We start from the raw sequence: 16,772 nt of genomic DNA, 5'->3' as shown, positions 1-16,772 counted from the left end.
GCTTCGCTTCACATCATGTCACTGGGGGACGGCCTGTCACGGAAGCGCGGGGGTGTTCTCCGCGAAGTACTCGTGGCTGTCCGCGTTGTCGCGCGCGTTCGCCGGGTTGTTGCGCGCCAGCGTCTTGCACGTGCTCTGCCCGTAGCCGTGGTCATCCGTGTCCGCCACCACGGTGAAGTGGCTCATCTCGTGAATCAGCGTGCCGGCCTTGGAGTCGGTGCCCGTCGGAGGTGCGGGCCAGAAGGCGTTGCACACGTAGATGCGGTACGGCTGGTTCTTGTACACGTACGCGTAGGCGCTATCCGTGCAGCCACAGTCCACGATGACCGACTTCGTGTTGAAGGCGCTCAGGATGGAGTTGAAGTGGGCCAGGACGATGTTCTTGTTGGCCACGCTGTACGTCCCGAACCACGTGATGTACCGGGTGTACGGCGACGGGGGATTGTTGAGCCAGTTGATGGCGCCCGTGGACATCGTCTTCGCGTCGTTGAATGCCGTCGTCACCTGCGTCGTCCGCGCGGCCGAACAGTTCGCGGTGGACAGCGCCATGGCGGAGACGGTGCCGGTGGCCTCGGGGCCAACGAAGGCACGTCCTTCGACGAAGAGGCTCAGGTCCTCCGAGCGCAGCTGCGAGACGCCCTCGGCGGAGCCGTGCGCATCCGAGTCGTAGCGCAGGCTGTAGTTGCCCGTGCGCGAGAAGTCGTACGTCGCGCCCAGGTCCACCGTGTACGAGACGCTCTCGCCCGCGGCCAGGCGCAGGTAGTCAGTGGCCTGCGGCGTGGCCCACTTGTAGTGGCGGCCCTGGTACTCCACCGGCGCGCCGTCCACGGTGATGGCGAACAGGTCCTCTTTCAGTCCATCCGTGGGCGTGTGCCATTTGAGCACCCGCACCGTGTCCTTCGAAACGTTGGTGAGCGTCACCGTCACGCTCACGTCCTCGCGCGCGGCCAGCGACTGGCGGGGCGTGGACAACTTCACCGCGACATCTCCAGCGACCGCGTCTCGTGCTGACTCGCCCTCGACGGGAACCTCTCCCGCCTTTTCATCCGGCGAACCACAGGCGCCCAGCAGCGAGGCACTGATAACCGCACCCATCCACCAATTGAGGCGACCACGTGAGCTGAAGCTCATGTCGGACTTCCTTTCGGGGAATGCTTGGGAGTGACTGCGCGGAGTGCGCGTCGGCCCGTGTTCTTGGAATTCGGGCCTGACGCGTTATCCGGCTTATAGTCACTTTCTTGGAATCCCGTCCAGGTGCGTCCGTGTACCGCTTCACGGGCGCGCGTACGTGACGAGCAGCGCGACCATGGCGAAGCCGTAGCCCACCACGACGGGGCCGAGCGCGAAGAGGACAGTGTCGTAGAAGCTTTCAGTCTGGGTGTTCATGCGGTGCTCCTCGAGTCGTGCCGCGCGGTCGTCGCGTGGCGAACACCTCATGAGCAAGGCCTGGGCCAGACTGCCTTCACCGGTGGAAACCCAGCGGCTTCGCGGGGTTGGGCTGGCGGGAGCGGTGCGCGCGCCGACGTGCGCGCGCAATCCGTTCGTTTGTGGGAATCGCGCGTCCGGGCCCGGGTCTGCGGGTCCGCTTCGCCGCGCGCATCCGCTGCGTCAGGCGCTCGAGGCGCGCGTCGCGTGGCTCGCGAGTGAGCGCACGAGCTCGAGCGAGCGGCGCACGTGTTCGCCCACGCGAATCTGGGACTCGAAGCTGTCGCGGATGATGCCCTCGCGGTCCACGACGAAGGTGACCCGGCCGGGCAAGAGGCCCAGGAAGGAGCCGCCCACGCCGAACGCCTCGCGTGCCTGGCCCTTCTCGTCGCTCAACAAGATGAAAGGCAGCCGGTGCTTGGCGGCGAAGCCCTGGTGCGAGGAGACGGAGTCGGAGCTGATGCCGACGACCTCCGCGCCCGCGGCGACGAAGTCCTCGTACTGGTCCCGCAAGCCACACGCCTGGACCGTACAACCCGGCGAGTCGTCTCGCGGGTAGAAGTAGACGACCAGCACCTTGCGACCCGCCAGGTCTCGCAGGCGCACCGGCTGGTTGCCCGCGCCCATCAGCGTCACGTCCGGCAGCGCATCGCCCTGCTGCAGCATCTTCGTCCTCGCCACGTGCTCTCCTCCGCGTCGCCGGAGGTGAGGCCCGGCGTGTCCTCGGCCATGCGAGTCAACCATGCCCTCCAGGGAGGGGCGAGCTTGCGGCCAGGCAAGCAAGGTGGGGTGCTCTCCGCCCGCCTCCTCGCTCAGCGGGGGGCCGAGGTGAAACGACGTGGAGGAGGACCCTTCGCGACGCATCCCGGGGACGCCCGTTGCATCTGATGAGCGTGGGGGATGCGGTGTCGCTCCCCCGTCCGGCAGGCGACAGCCCTGTGCGCGGCCGGACCCGAAATTTCGGGCGCGGGAGGCTTTGGCGTCTTACCTTTCGAGACAAGACGTGAGAGCTTATCTGGGGTACAGGGCGGAAACTTTCGCCGGAGTTGCGCCGCGTGCCGTTCAGGCGTAGGACGCACCTCCGGGGGGTTGGTCAGGAGTGAACATGGTCGGCCTCGTCGTCGCATCGCACGGGCGTTTGGCGGAGGAGCTGGTCTCCACCGCGGAACAGATCGTGGGGAAGCTCCCCGCGGTGGCAACCTGCAACATCGAGCCGGGGACTCCTGTCGAGGACCTCCGCGCGAAGATGAAGCAGGCGGTGTCGCGCGTGGACGCCGGAGACGGTGTCATCATCCTCGCGGACCTGTTCGGCGGTACGCCCTGTAAGGAATCGCTGATGATGTGTCAGCGCATGAACCTGGAGGTCCTTGCGGGCGTCAACCTGCCCATGCTCCTCAAGGCCAACTCGCTTCGCTCCGAGCAGCTCTCCCTGGCCGAGATGGCCACCCAGTTGGCTTCCTATGGTCAGCGCAACATCACCTGTGCATCCGCCCTGCTTCGCGAGGCTCAGCAGCAGCCGCGAACTTGACGGACCCGCGCGGGTCGGCGATTCGAGACGGCTGTGATCTCCCTGGTCCGCGTCGACAACCGCCTCATCCACGGTCAGGTCGTCGAGGCCTGGTTGCCCTTCCTCAAGGTCTCCCGCGTCGTGGTCGCGGATGACGAGGCGGCCTCCAGCCCGCTCATCCGTGCCGCCATGGCGCTCGCGGTGCAGAGCGCCATCGAGGTCCAGATTCTTCCGCTGTCCCAGGTGGACTTCGCGGCCCTGTCCAAGGACGGGGTCCGCACGCTGGTGCTCCTGCGCGACGTGGCCTCCGTGCCCTTCGCGTACGCGCACGGGCTGAACCTGGGCGAGCTCAACCTGGGCAACGTGCACTTCGGCACGGGCCGCCGGCAGGTGTCGCCGTCCGTGTTCCTGGCGGAGGCGGAGCTGCGCACGCTCCAGCAGCTGGCGGAGCAGGGCGTGCGGGTGGAGGCGCGGGCGGTGCCGGCGGAGAAGCCGGTGGAGCTGTCGGACCTCTCGGAGCGGTGGGCGAAGGCTGGGTGAGCACGTGAGCGTCGTCTGGACCCAGGTGGCGCTCGCGGGGGTGTGGGGCGGCCTGGTGGCCGTGGAGCGCAAGGCGTTCCTCCAGGCCATGATGTCCCGCCCGCTCGTCGCCGCCACCGTCATGGGGCTGCTGCTCGACGACGTGACGTCCGGGCTGAGCGTGGGCCTCCTGCTGGAGCTGTTCTTCCTGGGCACCGCCAACCTGGGCGCGTCGCTGCCGGAGAACGACACGCTGGCGGCCACCGCCACGAGCGCGGCCGCGTGCACCATCACCCAGGCCTCGGGCGCGCCGTCCACGCCGGCCATCTGGTCGCTGGCGGTGCTGCTCTTCATCGGCATGGGGCGGGTGGGGCGGCGCGGGGACCGGCTCCTGGAGGGCTATTCGGCGCGGCTGGCGCGGGTGGCGCTGGCCTCCGCGGAGGCGGGCAACCTCACGCGCGCCATGCGGCAGAACCTGTGGGGCATGTGGCCGCACTTCACGCTGTACGGCGTGCTGACGGCGCTGTGCGCGCTCGCGGGCTTCTTCGTGGAGCCGGTGCTCCAGGCGCTGCCCGTGGCGCTGACGCGGGGGCTGGCGTGGGCCTTCCCCGCCATGGCGTCCGTGGCGGCGGCCATCGCCGCGCAGGGCAGCCACGCGCGCAAGGCCCCGCTCTACGCGGCGCTGGGCGCGGCGGCGGTGACGGTGGCCATCGTGCTGTACCTGCTCCAGGAGCGCGGCACGTGAGCGCGCCCGACGCCTCATTGCCCTGGAGCGTGCTCCTGCGCGTCTTCATGCGCTCGCTCTTCCTCCAGGCGTCGTGGAATCCCCAGGGCATGCAGAACCTGGGGCTGGCCTACGCGGTGTTCCCCGCGCTGGAGCGGCTGTACGCGGCGGGCGCGGCGCGCGAGGAGGCGGTGCGCCGGCACCTGGTCTTCTTCAACACCCACCCGTACGTGGCGGCGGCCATCGTCGGCGGCGTCGTCTTCCACGAGGAGCGCATCGCCCGAGGCGAGGAGGCCCCCGACAAGGTGGTGGCCTTCAAGGCGGCGCTGATGGGGCCGCTGGCCGCGCTGGGAGACGGCTTCTTCTGGCTGTCGCTCAAGCCCGCGGCGGGCGCGGTGGGCGCCGCGCTGGTTCCGCTCCTGGGCTTGTGGGCGGTGCCGGTGTTCCTGGTGTTCTACAATCTGGTGCACCTGCTGTTGCGGGTGCGGCTGTACTGGCTGGGGCTCACCCTGGGAGACCGGCTGGTGGAGGCGGTGGCGCGGGCCAACCTCCCGGCGCGCGGCGCGCGTCTGCGGACGCTGGCGGCGCTGTGCGCGGGGGGGCTCGCGGCCTGGCTGGCGGTGTCCTTCGGGGCCAACGCTGGAGGGGCCCGTGCGCCCCTGCTGGCGGCCGGGTGTCTGGCCCTGGGGGTTGCATCCTACGTGCTGGTCAGTCGTCGGGTGCCCAACTACGTGGTGCTCTACCTCGCGGCGACACTGGCCTGCGCGGCGGGAGCCTTTCTTTAGAGACGAGAGGTAGGAGTCGCGATGGCAACGGTGGCCGAAGGGACATACGAGATCATCAACGAGCTGGGGCTGCATGCCCGGGCCGCGGCGCAGATGGTCAAGGTGGCCAACCGCTTCAAGAGCGACGTGCTCATCGAGGCGCAAGGTCAGCGGGCCAACGCCAAGTCCATCATGGGCGTGCTGATGCTGGCGGCGGCGAAGGGAGTGCAGGTGAAGTTGACCTGTAAGGGAGACGACGCGCAGGCGTGCCTGGAGGAGCTGGCGAAGCTTATCGGGGACCGTTTTGGCGAGTCGAAGTGACGCTGGGAAGCCACCTGCGGTAGGACTGGGAGGGAAGAAAGACACGTGAGCAGCCAGGCCACCCCCACACTGCGGTTGATGGGCATCGGCGCCTCACCCGGCGTGGCGGTCGGCCACGCGTTCATCCTCGACCGGAAGCGCATCCGCACCCCCAAGCTGCGGCTGGCGGAGGCGGAGGTCGAGCCCGAGCGCATGCGCATGAAGACGGCGGTGGACCTGTCCGACCGCCAGCTCATCGAGCTCAAGGACCAGATCACGCGCACCGAGGGCAGCGACCACGCCCTCATCCTGGAAGCGCACCGGCTGATGCTCCAGGACCCGATGCTGGTGGACGCCGTCAACCAGCTCATCGTCGAGGACCGCATCAACGCGGAGTGGGCCGTGCGCCGCGTGGCCCGCAAGATAAAGCACCTGTTCGACAACATCCCGGACGAGTACTTCCGCGAGCGTCGCTCGGACGTGGACTACGTCGCCGACCGCATCATCCGCAACCTGATGGGGCAGGTGGTCGACGAAGAGGTGGAGGTCCCCGCGGAGGCCATCGTCGTCGCACATGACCTGCCCCCGGCTGACGCCGCCATGATGGCGCGCAGCGGCCGGGTGGCGGGCTTCGTGACGGACCTGGGCGGCCACACCAGCCACACGGCCATCGTCGCGCGCGCGCGGGAGACGCCCGCCGTCGTGGGCGCGGGCCGGGCCAGCGAGCAGATCTCCCCGGGCGACCTCGTCGCCATGGACGGCACGCGGGGCCTGGTCCTGGTGAACCCCACGGAGGAGCAGCTCCAGAGCTTCCGTGAGGAGCAGCGCCGGCACCGGGACGCGGAGCAGCTGGCGCTCGCGACCAAGGACCTGGCGGCGGTGAGCACGGACGACTTCCGCATCCGGCTCAACGGGAACATGGAGTTCCTGGAGGAGATTCCGTCCCTGCTCGCGCACGGCGCGGAGGGCATTGGCCTGTACCGCACCGAGTTCATGTTCCTGGACCGGAAGACGGCACCCACGGAGGAGGAGCACTACCGCGCCTACCGCCAGGTGCTGGAGGCCATGGGCGGGCGTCCCGTCACCATCCGCACGCTGGATTTGGGCGGCGACAAGGTGCCGGGCAAGACGAAGCACGAGAAGGAGCCCAACCCGGCGATGGGCCTGAGGGCCATCCGCTACTGCCTGTCCAACCGGGAGCTGTTCCGCACCCAGCTGCGCGCGCTCCTGCGCGCCAGCGTGCACGGCAACCTGCGGCTGATGTTCCCCCTCATCTGCGGGGTGAGCGAGCTGCGCGAGGCGCGCGCCGAGCTGGAGGCGTGCCGCACGGAGCTGGGCCGCGCGGGGGTGCCCGTGGGCAAGCGCTTCCCGGTGGGCATCATGGTGGAGACGCCGAGCGCGGCCATGATTGCGGACCGGCTGGCGCAGGAGGCGGACTTCTTCTCGGTGGGGACCAACGACCTCATCCAGTACTCGCTGGCCATCGACAGACAGAACCGCGAGGTGGCCTACCTCTACCGCCCGCTGCACCTGTCCGTGCTGCGCATGCTGGAGACCATCGTCGACGCCGCCAAGGCCGCCAACATCCCCGTGTCCATGTGCGGGGAGATGGCGGGCGACCCGCTCTACACGCTGGTGCTGCTGGCCATGGGCTTCGACGAGCTGTCCATGACGTCCGGGCAGATTCCGGCGGTGAAGGGCTTCATCCGGCGCGTGGGCCGCGCGGAGGCGAAGGAGCTGCTGCGCGAGGCCATGGAGCTCACCACCGCGGAGGAGATAGAGCGCTTCATGCGCACGGAGATGGAGCGCCGCTTCGGCGTCGTCTCCTCGTAGGTCCCCGGGCCCCGGTCGGAAGCAGGGAGGAGCAAGTCCCTGCTCGCCAGGCGGCCCGCCAGCGGGGCCCTGCCGGCACGCGGACCATGTCCACCTTTCAGGTCAGTCCCCCGGGCCAGGGACTTGGGAGGTGGGCGTGTTCAATCCAGCGGACATCCAGAAGGGCATGACGACGCGCGACAGGGACGGAGAGAACCTGGGCAGCATCCTCTCCGTCGACGCCGCGGGCTTCCTCCTCGAGAAGGGACAGTTCTTCCCGCGCGACTACCGGGTGTCCTTCTCCGAGGTGACGGACATCGACGGCGACGACGTGTACCTGCGCGAGGACCTGGCCAGCCTGCCCGGCGTCCGGCCGGACGTGCTGGCGGCGCGCGGCGCCCTCCCCAGGCCCGCACCGCTGCGGCACGACCTGACGGGCGCGCTGGGGGCGTCGTCGGGGGACTGGGACGGCTAGCGGCGGCCTTCAGTCCGGGCCGTCGGGAGGGGCTCCCTCCACCTTCAAGCCCCTGCGGATGCGGCGCTGGCGGATGAGCCGCTCCACGGGGCGCAGGCCCGCGAGCGCGAGCAGGGCGATGAGCACGGTGGTGAGCGCGGCCACGTAGAAGCCCATGCCGATGCTCAGCCCCACGGACGCGGTGAGCCACAGGTTCGCCGCCGTCGTCAGGCCGCGGATGCTCCCCTGGTCGCGGATGATGGCGCCCGCACCCAGGAAGCCGATGCCCACCACCACCTGGCTGGCGATGCGGCTGACGTCCGCGCGAGAGCCCTCCGGGGCACCGCTGCCCAGCGTCCACTCGATGAAGACGCTGGACAGCGTGAAGAGGCACGCGCCCAGGGACACGATGATGTGGGTGCGCAGCCCGGCGGCGTGGCCCCGCAGCTCACGCTCCAAGCCCAGCACGGCGCCCAGGAGCGCCGCGAGACCCAGCCGCAGGGCGATGACTCTCTCGTCCACGAGGGACGAGCCTACTCACCCAGCTCGATTTTCTCGTCCTTGTCCGCTTCGGTCAGTTCGGGATTGGGCAACGTCTCGAGCGTGGCCGCCAGCAGCTTCGTGGTGGGCACGACATACGGCGCCACCTCCTCGCCCAGCTCCTGGCTGAACTTGTTCACCCGCGCCGCGTAGTCCTCGTCGGTGGAGCTCCAGCTCCCCGCGGCCTCCGCCGCCCAGACCTCCTGGCTGTCGCGGCACCGCAGGAGCTGCGCCTTCACCTCGGCCTCCGCGCCGTCGCCCTTGAGCGAGATGCGCGGGTCCAGCCAGAGCACGCCCTCCACGCCCTCCACGCACAGCTCCTTGAAGGTGGCGTCCGTGGGGCGGCCCGGCAGCGAGACGTTGTCCTTCACGATGAAGTCGCGGTTCTGGTTCACCCACTGGCGCGCGATGAGGCTCCACAGCTCCCCCACCGCGGGCTTCTCGTCCGGCAGGGGCTGCGCCACCACCACCAGCCGCTTCGTCTCCTTGCGGTCCACCTGGGCGTAGTCGTCGCGGATGCGGCTCGACTTCACCGCGGAGCAGCCCGCGAGCAGCCCCAGCCCGAGCACCGGCGCCCATCGCATCATCGTCATGGAGGTCCCTCTCCCAGCCCCTTCTCGTCCTCGTGAGAAGGGGCCTCGTTGCCTGCGGTGTTGTGTGTGATTCCGGCGGGCCTGCTCAGGCCGCCTTGTTGGAGCCCTGCTCGCCGGTGCTGTCCCCGGTGGCCCCGGGGCCACCCGACGACTCGCGCTGCCGGCGGTCATGCATGAGCTGCATCACCGCGGCCAGCACCGTGAAGGACACAATCAGCGTGGTGATGAGGCCGATGCAGGCCACCATGCCCATGGAGCGCAGGCCGTTGTGGGCCGCGGCCAGCAGCGCGGCGAAGCCCGCCACCGCCGTCAGCGTGGAGGACGCCACCGCGGCGCCCACGCTGCGCAGCGCGACGAGTGGCGAGGTGCCTTCCAGGAAGCGGTGCAAGAGGTACAGGCCGTGGCTCACCCCGAAGCCCAGCAGGATGGGCAGGATGATGATGTTCATGAAGTTCAGGCGCAGGCCCGTCATGGACATGATGCCCAACATCATCGCCACGCCCACGCCCAGCGGAATCACCGACGCCAGCGCCAGCTTCACGTTGCGGAAGTCCAGGAAGTGCATGGCGAGGATCCACAGGGCCGTGAGCACCACGGTGACCTTGCCGTCCCAGAGCACGATGCGCGCCAGCTTCGCGTAGAGCTGCGTGGCGCCCGCGGCGCGGAACTCCTTCGTCGCCTCGGCCACCTTCGGGTCGAACTCGTTCTTGTCGAAGCGGCCCGGGTAGTACGTGACGGGGATGCCGCGCGTCTCGTCGGCGAACTGCATCATCTTCTGGCCGTCGAACAGGTCCACGCTCGAGTAGATGAACGTCAGCCAGCCGTGGTTGTCCGGATGGGCGGTGGGCAGGTTCTTGAACTGGCTCTTGTAGTTCTCCGGCACGCCGTGCACGTCGAAGGGCTTGGCATCCAGCACCTTCATGAAGAAGGCGGCCTTGTCCTGCATCTCCGGCGGCAGCGCGGCGATGGAGAAGCCCCGGGCCTCCAGGTTCGCCATGTCCTGCTTCCACTCCTGGAGGACCTTCTCGTTGGCCTTGGCGGTGGCCTCCGGCGGGACGAAGGTGAAGACGCTCACCACCTGGTCGATGGACGGGTACTTGTGCGCGTTCTGCGTCAGCTCCCGGTACACACCCTCGGCCTCGTCCAGGTCCTTGGTGTAGATGGCCATCGGGTCGCTGGAGATGTTGAAGCGGACGTTGATCTCGTCCTGGAGCAGCACGGACGTCATGCCGTCCGGGATGAGCGCGCGGGTGTTGTAGTTGAAGCCCACGCCGTGCGTGACGCGCTGGAAGAAGCTGAGCTTGCCCTCGGGAGGCTCGCCCGTGCCCGCCCAGGGGACGGCCGCCGCGCAGATGAGGGCGACGGCGGCGGTGCTCACGCCCAGCACCAGGCCGGGGCGGGGGATGCGCAATTCCTTGCCGCTGCTGGAGTTGACCGGGGGCGGCTTCATCACGCCGATGAGCTTCTTGGGCCACTCCGGGTTGATGCGGCCGAACAGCGCCAGCAGCGCCGCGCTCCACACGAACAGGGTGATGCCCAGGATGAGCGTGCCGGCGCCGGCCAGGAAGCCGAACTGGCTGAAGCCGCGGAACTCGCTGACCATCAGCACGAAGAACGAGCCACCCGTCACCACCGCCGCCACCGCGGCGGGACGGCCCGCGTTGACGAACGCGTCGATGATGGCCTCGTCGTACGGCTTGCCCGCGCCCAGCTCCAGCCGCGTGCGGAAGGTGAAGTGGATGCCGTAGTCGATGCCGAAGCCCATCAGGATGCCGCCCAGGATGGACGTGATCATGTTGAGCTCGCCCACCGTCGCGTAGGTGAAGCCCAGCGTGTAGATGGTGCCAATCACCGTGCCGGACACGACGATGAACGTCGGCGCCAGCTTCCGGAAGAACAGGATGGTGATGAGGAAGATGGTCACCAGCGCGATGATGGTGACGGGGTGCAGCGACTCCTCGATGGCGAACGAGTCATCCACCGTCGTCTTGTACGAGCCGGTGTAGCCGTAGGCGACCGTCTGCGCGTCGCCCATGAGCTGGTAGTCCTCCACCAGCTTCACCTTGCCGGGCTGCGTGGAGTACGCGGCGAGGTCCGCGTTGAGCTTGTCCAGGTACGTCTTCGTCTTGCCGATCTCGGTGGTGTCCCACATCGGCTTGATGAGGATGAGCACCATCTTCTTGTCGGCGGAGATGTTGTAGTCGTCCCGGATGCTCTTCTTGCCGACGGAGGAGTACTTGTCGACCAGGTCCTGGAGGTTGAGCTCCACGGGCTTGGTGGCGCCCATGTCGATGTAGAAGGGGTTGCTGCGGCGCAGCTTGTCCTCGAGGAAGGCCATGATGCGGCGCTTGCCTTCCACCAGGTCCTCCGTCTTCACGAAGAGGACCATGTTCTGCTGGATGAACTCGACGGGCAGCTTGTAGCTGACGGTGCGGACGTTCTCCTTGTCCGCCTGGAGCATCCCGGCGATGTCGTCCGCCGTGCGCTTCATCGCCGCTTCATCCGACGAGCGCAGCGCCAGCATCAGGAAGCCGCTGCCGCCCACCATGTCGATGACCTGCTTGACGTCCTTCACCTCCTGCAGGTCCTGGGAGATGAGGTCGAGCTGGTTCGAGTTGATGCGCAGCTTCAGCGTGGCCCAGGTGGACACCGCCAAGAGCGTCAGCAGGATGGCCAGGACGGTGCCGGGCTTACGGACCAGGAGCCTCGCGAAGGCATAGGCGAAGCGAGAATGGGAGTTCGGGTTTCGAGGTGCGCCGCTCATTCGCGCGCGACCCTACCGGCAAACGTGCTCCCCCGGAAGCTCGGCTCATCGGCCTGGCCGCCCCCCTGGCTTCCGTTGTCACTGGAGTGTCATGGACGGACGTCCACGGGGACGGGGGCGGGCACCTCGGCCGGAGGCTTGGGGGGCAGGAAGAACGAGCGGGGGTCCGCCCGGAAGCGCAGGGCCACGGCCCGCAGGAAGGGCAGGGCCTCCGCGAAGGGGATGTCCCGGGCCCGCACCGCCACCCCCAGGGCCAGAGAGAAGGACACCGCGAAGTTGAGCGTCCCGATGGCGGCCACCCCTCCCAGCGCGGCGAGGAAGTCCGGCTGGAGCACCCCCTGGGGGCCCAGCGCGCCGCCGGCGAGGGCCAGTTGCCCCAGCGCGAAGGTCACGTGTCGGATGTCCAGGGGCAGCCCGATGAAGCGCCCCAGCACCGTCATCAGCGCCAACAGGAAGCCCAGCGTCACGTTGGTGCCCAGGCCCGACGCGGCATGCAGCAGCCCGTCCGCGAGCCTGCGCGCGCCGGAGACGCCCAGCACCCGCCGCAGCACGCGGTGGTGGGCCAGGGCCTCCGGCAGCCGCCGGTACACCACGAAGTTCTCCAGCCACCCACCGGCCACGCTGGACAACCACAGCAGCACGCCGGTCAGCGCGGCGAACAGCAGCGAGCCGCTCTTCCAGGGGTGCAGGGACGCCACCGTGGCCTGGGCCTTCGCGGGGGAGAGGAAAGGGGCGCCCACCGCCGCCTGCCACGCCAGGGCCAGGGCCACCGCCGCGGGCAGCACGCAGCCCAGGTTGCCGGCGAAGGCCGCCAGTTGGGAGCGGGTGATGCGGGGGATGATGTCGATGAGGCTGGACAGCCGCTCGCCCCGGGCGCCATCGCTCACCGCGCCAGCCAGCGTGGCGGCGGTGACGGAGGGCTGCTTGGTGGCCAGCGTGAAGCCCAGGGCCTGGATGAGGATGAAGGCCACCGCGTAGTTGAGGCCCACCGCCAGCCACGCGAAGAACGGGGCCAGCGCGAGCGTGGCGAGCAGGAACTTGCCGGCCACCGCGACGGCCGTCACCAGCCCGCCGCCCGCCGCCGAGTGCACCATCTCGTGGAACTCGGCGCGCGTGGTGGTGATGTAGTGCTCACCCGAGTGGCCCGCGCGCTCGATGATTTTTCGCGCCAGCATCCGCGCGTTGCGCCGCACCAGGTCCCCGACGGAGCGGTCCTCGTGCGCGCGCCGCAGCAGGTCCGACAGGAGGCCCAGCGCCTCGCGCCAGCGCGGCTCGCCCCGGGGCGCGCCCAGCACGCGGGCGATGGCCTCCATGCGCTCCAGGCTCCGGCGGATGCGCTCCAGCCGGTACACCAGGTCCACGCTGACGCCCGCGGCCTCCAGGTGGCGCGACACGCTGCCCACCACCTGGCGGCAGTCGTCCACCGTCGTCGTCAGCTCGCGCAGCGTGTCCGGCGCCGCGTCCCGCGCCAGCACCGCGTCACACACGCGCCGCAGGCGCAGGAACGGCGATGCGCGGAAGGACGTCTCCGGGGAGCGGTCCCGCATGTCCTCCAGGGTGCCCAGCGCGGAGGTCTGCACCGCCAGCAGCATCAGCGCGTCCATCATGTCCGCGCGCACGCGGGTCCCGGGCATCGGGTCCGGAGGCTTCGGCTCGCCCACCAGGAAGGCCAGCTTCGCCACCAGCGCGGGGGACAGCAGGGCCAGCCACACCGCGTCCTCCGGCACGGGGAACACGCGCAGCAGCAGCTCCGACAGCTTGCCCGGCTCGGGCGCGGCGGGGAGGACCTTGCGCGCCAGCCGGTCGCCCGCCTCCGCGAGGAACCCCTGGCCCGCGGGCAGGCCCACCTGCGCGAAGAGCTTCAGGCCCCGGCTGCCCTCGCACACGGCGGCGACCAGGTGGGTCACGGCGGCGCGCATGGCCGGCTCACCCTCCAGCACGCGCACCATCAGGGCCAGGCGCGTGTCGGCGATGGGGCCTTCCGGCTCGGAAGCGTCCACCAGGGCATGTGCGGGGATGTCCTCGCGCAGCCACGCCACCCACCGCTCCACCCATGCGAGCCGAGGCTCCAGCCCCTCCTCCGGCACGTCGCGCAGCAGCCGGTACACGTCCCGCACCGCCGGGTGGCCCGGGGCGCGCGGCGCGTACTGCACGCAGAACGCATCCACTTCCCGCTCGGACGGGCCGTGATGGTTGCGGCTTGATGAGGGGGGAGAGGAGGGAGGGGCGTTCATCGACCAGGCGAGAGGGGGAGGGCCAGACTACGCCAGCCGCTGCCCCCTCGAAACCCTTCCGGCGGACGGCGGCCTGGTGGGCAGGTCCGCCAGCAGTGAGGCACCGGGGTTACTTCTTCGCCAGCTCCTGGCGCATGCGGCCCAGCAGCAGGTCCCATCCGCCCTGCTGGAGCAGCGGCTGCACCTGCGTGTCGCGGATGTCCTGGAGCATGGACGAGCCCAGCACCGTCACGTCGACCACCTTCCACGCGGCCCCGTCCTTCACCAGCCGGTACTTCAGCTTCATCTCCTGCGTCTTCAGCGGGTGCTTGATGAAGACGACCGAGTCCACCGTGGCCTCGTTGCCGTTCACCTCGGCGGGCGAGTAGACGATGTCCTCCAGCGACTTGAAGTTCTCCCGCACGCGCGGGAAGGCAATCTTGGCGAACAGGCCGTGGAAGAGGGTGACGAACTCCTTGCGCTGCTCGTCGGTGCCCTTCGCCCACGAATCACCCAGGAGGTACTTCCCCTGCTCCTCGCCGCCGAAGAGCTTGAGCGCCGCCGCGTCGCGCTCGTAGCGCACGGAGGAGACGACGGTCTTCACCGGCTTGGCGATGGGGTCGTCCTTCTGCTTCGGCGCCGCGGCGAGCGCGGGCACGGACAGCGTGAAGGCAACCAGGAGGGAGAGGGTACGGAAGCGGGCGTTCATGTCGGTGAGTCCTCCAGCGGAGATGCAGGCTTCTGTTAGCCCATGCGGACGCCGGGCGCCTCGCCAAATTCATCCCAGGGATGCTCGGCCGGCGGACGCCCGAGCCCACTCATTCCCATTGAACGACAGTCGAATGAAGTGGACCTGCTCGCTGTTTGACTCCCCTGGGGCCAGATTCTAGTGTCCGACCCTCTCGCGCGGTCCGCGCTCCCTTTGCATAGAGACGACATGCCTACCGACTTCCTGTTCACGTCCGAATCCGTTACCGAGGGCCACCCGGACAAGATCGCCGACCAGATTTCCGACGGCGTCCTGGATGCCATCATCGCCAAGGACCCCCAGGCGCGCGTCGCGGTGGAGACGCTCGTCAAGACGGGCCTCGCCATCGTCGCCGGCGAGGTGACCACGAACACGTACGTGGACATCCCCAAGATCGTCCGGAGCACCATCTGTCGGATTGGCTACACCGACAGCGCGATGGGCTACGACGGCAACACGTGCGGCGTGATGGTCGCCATCGAAGGCCAGAGCCAGGACATCGCGCGCGGCGTGGACAACAAGAAGGAGCAGGGCGCCGGTGACCAGGGCATGATGTTCGGCTTCGCGTGCGACGAGACGTCGGAGCTGATGCCCGCGCCGCTGCACTACGCGCACGCGCTGACGCGCAAGCTGGCGGACGTGCGCCGCAAGCAGCACGACTGGATTCGCCCCGACGGCAAGAGCCAGGTGACGGTGGAGTACCGCGACGGCCGTCCGGTGCGCATCGACGCGGTGGTGGTGTCCACGCAGCACTCGGATGACGTCTCCAACAAGCGCATCCAGGAGGCCATCCGCGAGGACGTCATCGCGAAGGTGCTGCCCAAGAAGTTCATCGACAACAAGACCAAGTTCTACATCAACCCCACGGGCCGCTTCGTGGTGGGTGGCCCCATGGGCGACTCGGGCGTGACGGGCCGGAAGATCATCGTCGACACCTACGGCGGCATGGGCCGTCACGGTGGCGGCGCCTTCAGCGGCAAGGACCCGTCCAAGGTGGACCGCTCCGCCGCGTACATGGGGCGCCACATCGCCAAGACGGTGGTGGCCGCGGGCCTGGCTCGCCGCTGCGAGGTGCAGGTCTCCTACGCCATCGGCGTGGCCGAGCCGGTCAGCGTGATGGTGGAGACGTTCGGCACCGCGACGGTTCCGGAAGAGCGCATCGCCAAGGCCATCCGCCAGACGTTCGGCCTCAAGCCGCGCGAAATCACGGAGCACCTGGACCTGCTGCGGCCCATCTACCAGAAGACCGCCGCGTACGGTCACTTCGGCCGCACGGAGAAGGAGTTCACCTGGGAGCGCACGGACCGCAAGGACGCGCTCAAGGACGCCGCCACCGGCCCCGCGTCGCGCCGCCTGAAGGCCGTCTGAAGGCACCCTCGCTCCGCTGACTGAGCGAGTCTGGATGGGCCGCTTCCCGAAGAGGGGGGCGGCCCATCGCCGTTTCAGAGCAGTCCGCTCGCCTCGAGCGAGTCGATGGCGGCGGCGAGCGCGGGGTTCGCGGACGGAGACTTGCCCGCGGGCGACTTCACGGCGCTGACGAAGACGTGGCGTCCTCCATTGGCTGAAGCCACGTGGCCCACCAGCCAGGTGACGTCTCCGTCCTTGCTCGGGTACCAGCCCGTCTTGGCGCTCAGCACCGCGCCGTCCTTCCACGGGCCTCCCTGGTTGATGCCGTCGCGGACGCTGGCCACGGTGTCGGGGCCGTGGACGAGCGTGCCCTTCACGGCCTCGAGGACCTCGGGGCGGACGGGGAGCTGGCCCCGGTACAGGCGCGCCATGAAGTCGAGCTGCTCGTCCGGGGAGATGCGCAGCGGGCCACCCAGCCAGAAGAGCGTGATGTCGCCCGAGGCGTCCTGCGTGCCGTAGCGGAAGCGCTTCAGCCAGTCCTCCATGCGCTCGCGGCCAATCTTCCGCGCCGTCCCCTGGAAGACCCACACCGCGGAGCGGCGCATGGCGGTGTCCAACGTCTGGTCCTGGTTCCACATCGCGAGGCGGTGCTGCGTCCCATCCCAGGTGTGCACCTGGTCGACGCTCGTGACGACGCCCGTCTCCAGCGCGATGAGCGCGTGAGGCACCTTGAAGGAGGAGGCGGGCGGCATCCGCTTCGCGCACTTCTTCACGTCATTGCGGCGGACCTCACCGGTCTCCAGGTTCATCAGCAGGAAGCAGCCGGGATGCGCGGGCTTGGGCGAGGCCGCGAGTGCGCTCGGTGTCGCGAGCACGAGGATGGCGAGCAAGGTGCCGCGGAGGATGCGAGGCATGAGGCTCCGGATTCGGGACAGGGCGGAAGGTCTCCGCGTTGGAGCGCGGGCCGGAGCAAGGAGTACGCCAGTGGCCTTGTGTGACTGGGTGGCGTGGAGGACGTGTGGCTCGAAAGACACGAGGGCGCGGGTCCTGGGCCACGCGTCC

At 69.3% G+C, this 16,772-nt stretch carries 16 protein-coding genes; 8 read left to right on the top strand and 8 right to left on the bottom strand.

What is annotated here, in order from left to right; all coding sequences use genetic code 11:
- Positions 1-36 precede the first annotated feature (36 nt).
- The gene (locus MYSTI_RS35465; RefSeq protein WP_233278065.1) at positions 37-1,095 is read right to left on the bottom strand and encodes a M35 family metallo-endopeptidase; all 1,059 of its coding nucleotides are present in this window, start codon (positions 1,093-1,095) and stop codon (positions 37-39) included.
- Positions 1,096-1,608: 513 nt separating this feature from the next.
- Positions 1,609-2,106: a peroxiredoxin gene (locus tag MYSTI_RS35460; protein ID WP_015352669.1), complete on the bottom strand. Its 498-nt coding sequence runs from the start codon at positions 2,104-2,106 to the stop codon at positions 1,609-1,611.
- A gap of 424 nt (positions 2,107-2,530) precedes the next feature.
- Here MYSTI_RS35460 and MYSTI_RS35455 point away from each other — a divergent pair, with 424 nt between their 5' ends.
- The 7 genes from MYSTI_RS35455 (at position 2,531) to MYSTI_RS35425 (ending at position 7,526) form a co-directional block, all read left to right on the top strand.
- Positions 2,531-2,953: a PTS sugar transporter subunit IIA gene (locus MYSTI_RS35455; protein WP_015352668.1), complete on the top strand. Its 423-nt coding sequence runs from the start codon at positions 2,531-2,533 to the stop codon at positions 2,951-2,953.
- 33 nt (positions 2,954-2,986) lie between these two features.
- The gene (locus MYSTI_RS35450; protein WP_015352667.1) at positions 2,987-3,472 is read left to right on the top strand and encodes a PTS sugar transporter subunit IIB; all 486 of its coding nucleotides are present in this window, start codon (positions 2,987-2,989) and stop codon (positions 3,470-3,472) included.
- Positions 3,473-3,476: 4 nt separating this feature from the next.
- Positions 3,477-4,196, top strand: coding sequence for a PTS sugar transporter subunit IIC (locus MYSTI_RS35445; RefSeq protein ID WP_015352666.1), 720 nt, complete (start codon positions 3,477-3,479; stop codon positions 4,194-4,196).
- Positions 4,193-4,960: a PTS system mannose/fructose/sorbose family transporter subunit IID gene (locus MYSTI_RS35440; protein ID WP_015352665.1), complete on the top strand. Its 768-nt coding sequence runs from the start codon at positions 4,193-4,195 to the stop codon at positions 4,958-4,960. The genes MYSTI_RS35445 and MYSTI_RS35440 overlap by 4 nt, the downstream gene beginning before the upstream one ends.
- A 21-nt stretch (positions 4,961-4,981) precedes the next feature.
- Positions 4,982-5,260, top strand: a complete 279-nt coding sequence (locus tag MYSTI_RS35435; RefSeq protein ID WP_015352664.1) for an HPr family phosphocarrier protein — start codon at positions 4,982-4,984, stop codon at positions 5,258-5,260.
- 45 nt (positions 5,261-5,305) lie between these two features.
- Positions 5,306-7,072 (top strand): phosphoenolpyruvate--protein phosphotransferase, encoded by a 1,767-nt coding sequence (gene ptsP, locus MYSTI_RS35430; protein ID WP_015352663.1) that lies wholly within the window; start codon positions 5,306-5,308, stop codon positions 7,070-7,072.
- 136 nt (positions 7,073-7,208) lie between these two features.
- Positions 7,209-7,526: a hypothetical protein gene (locus MYSTI_RS35425; protein WP_015352662.1), complete on the top strand. Its 318-nt coding sequence runs from the start codon at positions 7,209-7,211 to the stop codon at positions 7,524-7,526.
- A gap of 9 nt (positions 7,527-7,535) precedes the next feature.
- On the opposite strand, the gene MYSTI_RS35420 is transcribed toward MYSTI_RS35425, so the two are convergent.
- The 5 genes from MYSTI_RS35420 to MYSTI_RS35400 form a co-directional block, all read right to left on the bottom strand.
- Positions 7,536-8,027 carry an MgtC/SapB family protein gene (locus MYSTI_RS35420; protein ID WP_015352661.1) on the bottom strand — a complete coding sequence of 164 codons (492 nt, stop codon included), beginning with the start codon at positions 8,025-8,027 and terminating at the stop codon, positions 7,536-7,538.
- 11 nt (positions 8,028-8,038) lie between these two features.
- Positions 8,039-8,638 (bottom strand): MXAN_6521/LA_1396 family lipoprotein, encoded by a 600-nt coding sequence (locus MYSTI_RS35415; protein WP_015352660.1) that lies wholly within the window; start codon positions 8,636-8,638, stop codon positions 8,039-8,041.
- A gap of 85 nt (positions 8,639-8,723) precedes the next feature.
- Complete coding sequence (locus tag MYSTI_RS35410) at positions 8,724-11,402, bottom strand: efflux RND transporter permease subunit (protein ID WP_015352659.1); 2,679 nt, start codon at positions 11,400-11,402, stop codon at positions 8,724-8,726.
- 89 nt (positions 11,403-11,491) lie between these two features.
- Positions 11,492-13,636: a site-specific recombinase gene (locus tag MYSTI_RS35405; RefSeq protein WP_015352658.1), complete on the bottom strand. Its 2,145-nt coding sequence runs from the start codon at positions 13,634-13,636 to the stop codon at positions 11,492-11,494.
- 109 nt (positions 13,637-13,745) lie between these two features.
- Complete coding sequence (locus MYSTI_RS35400; protein ID WP_015352657.1) at positions 13,746-14,324, bottom strand: Tgt2/MlaC family protein; 579 nt, start codon at positions 14,322-14,324, stop codon at positions 13,746-13,748.
- A 228-nt stretch (positions 14,325-14,552) separates the two neighbouring features.
- Here MYSTI_RS35400 and metK point away from each other — a divergent pair, with 228 nt between their 5' ends.
- On the top strand, positions 14,553-15,731 hold the full coding sequence (gene metK / locus MYSTI_RS35395) for a methionine adenosyltransferase (protein ID WP_015352656.1): 1,179 nt from the start codon (positions 14,553-14,555) through the stop codon (positions 15,729-15,731).
- Between the two features lie 74 nt (positions 15,732-15,805).
- Here metK and MYSTI_RS41195 read toward each other — a convergent pair whose 3' ends face one another.
- The gene (locus tag MYSTI_RS41195) at positions 15,806-16,624 is read right to left on the bottom strand and encodes a hydrolase (RefSeq protein ID WP_015352655.1); all 819 of its coding nucleotides are present in this window, start codon (positions 16,622-16,624) and stop codon (positions 15,806-15,808) included.
- Positions 16,625-16,772: the final 148 nt, after the last annotated feature.

This window comes from Myxococcus stipitatus DSM 14675, from assembly GCF_000331735.1.
Classification (GTDB): Bacteria; Myxococcota; Myxococcia; order Myxococcales; family Myxococcaceae; genus Myxococcus; species Myxococcus stipitatus.
This window is presented reverse-complemented; position numbering and strand designations above follow the sequence as displayed.

What these genes read in the sequence shown, in the direction of transcription:
- MYSTI_RS35465 (WP_233278065.1), bottom strand. Translation starts at nt 1,095, where the DNA reads ATGGGTGCGGTTATCAGTGCCTCGCTGCTGGGCGCCTGTGGTTCGCCG.
- MYSTI_RS35455 (WP_015352668.1), top strand. Translation starts at nt 2,531, where the DNA reads ATGGTCGGCCTCGTCGTCGCATCGCACGGGCGTTTGGCGGAGGAGCTG.
- MYSTI_RS35435 (WP_015352664.1), top strand. Translation starts at nt 4,982, where the DNA reads ATGGCAACGGTGGCCGAAGGGACATACGAGATCATCAACGAGCTGGGG.
- MYSTI_RS35415 (WP_015352660.1), bottom strand. Translation starts at nt 8,638, where the DNA reads ATGACGATGATGCGATGGGCGCCGGTGCTCGGGCTGGGGCTGCTCGCG.
- MYSTI_RS35410 (WP_015352659.1), bottom strand. Translation starts at nt 11,402, where the DNA reads ATGAGCGGCGCACCTCGAAACCCGAACTCCCATTCTCGCTTCGCCTAT.
- MYSTI_RS35405 (WP_015352658.1), bottom strand. Translation starts at nt 13,636, where the DNA reads ATGAACGCCCCTCCCTCCTCTCCCCCCTCATCAAGCCGCAACCATCAC.
- MYSTI_RS35400 (WP_015352657.1), bottom strand. Translation starts at nt 14,324, where the DNA reads ATGAACGCCCGCTTCCGTACCCTCTCCCTCCTGGTTGCCTTCACGCTG.
- metK (WP_015352656.1), top strand. Translation starts at nt 14,553, where the DNA reads ATGCCTACCGACTTCCTGTTCACGTCCGAATCCGTTACCGAGGGCCAC.
- MYSTI_RS41195 (WP_015352655.1), bottom strand. Translation starts at nt 16,624, where the DNA reads ATGCCTCGCATCCTCCGCGGCACCTTGCTCGCCATCCTCGTGCTCGCG.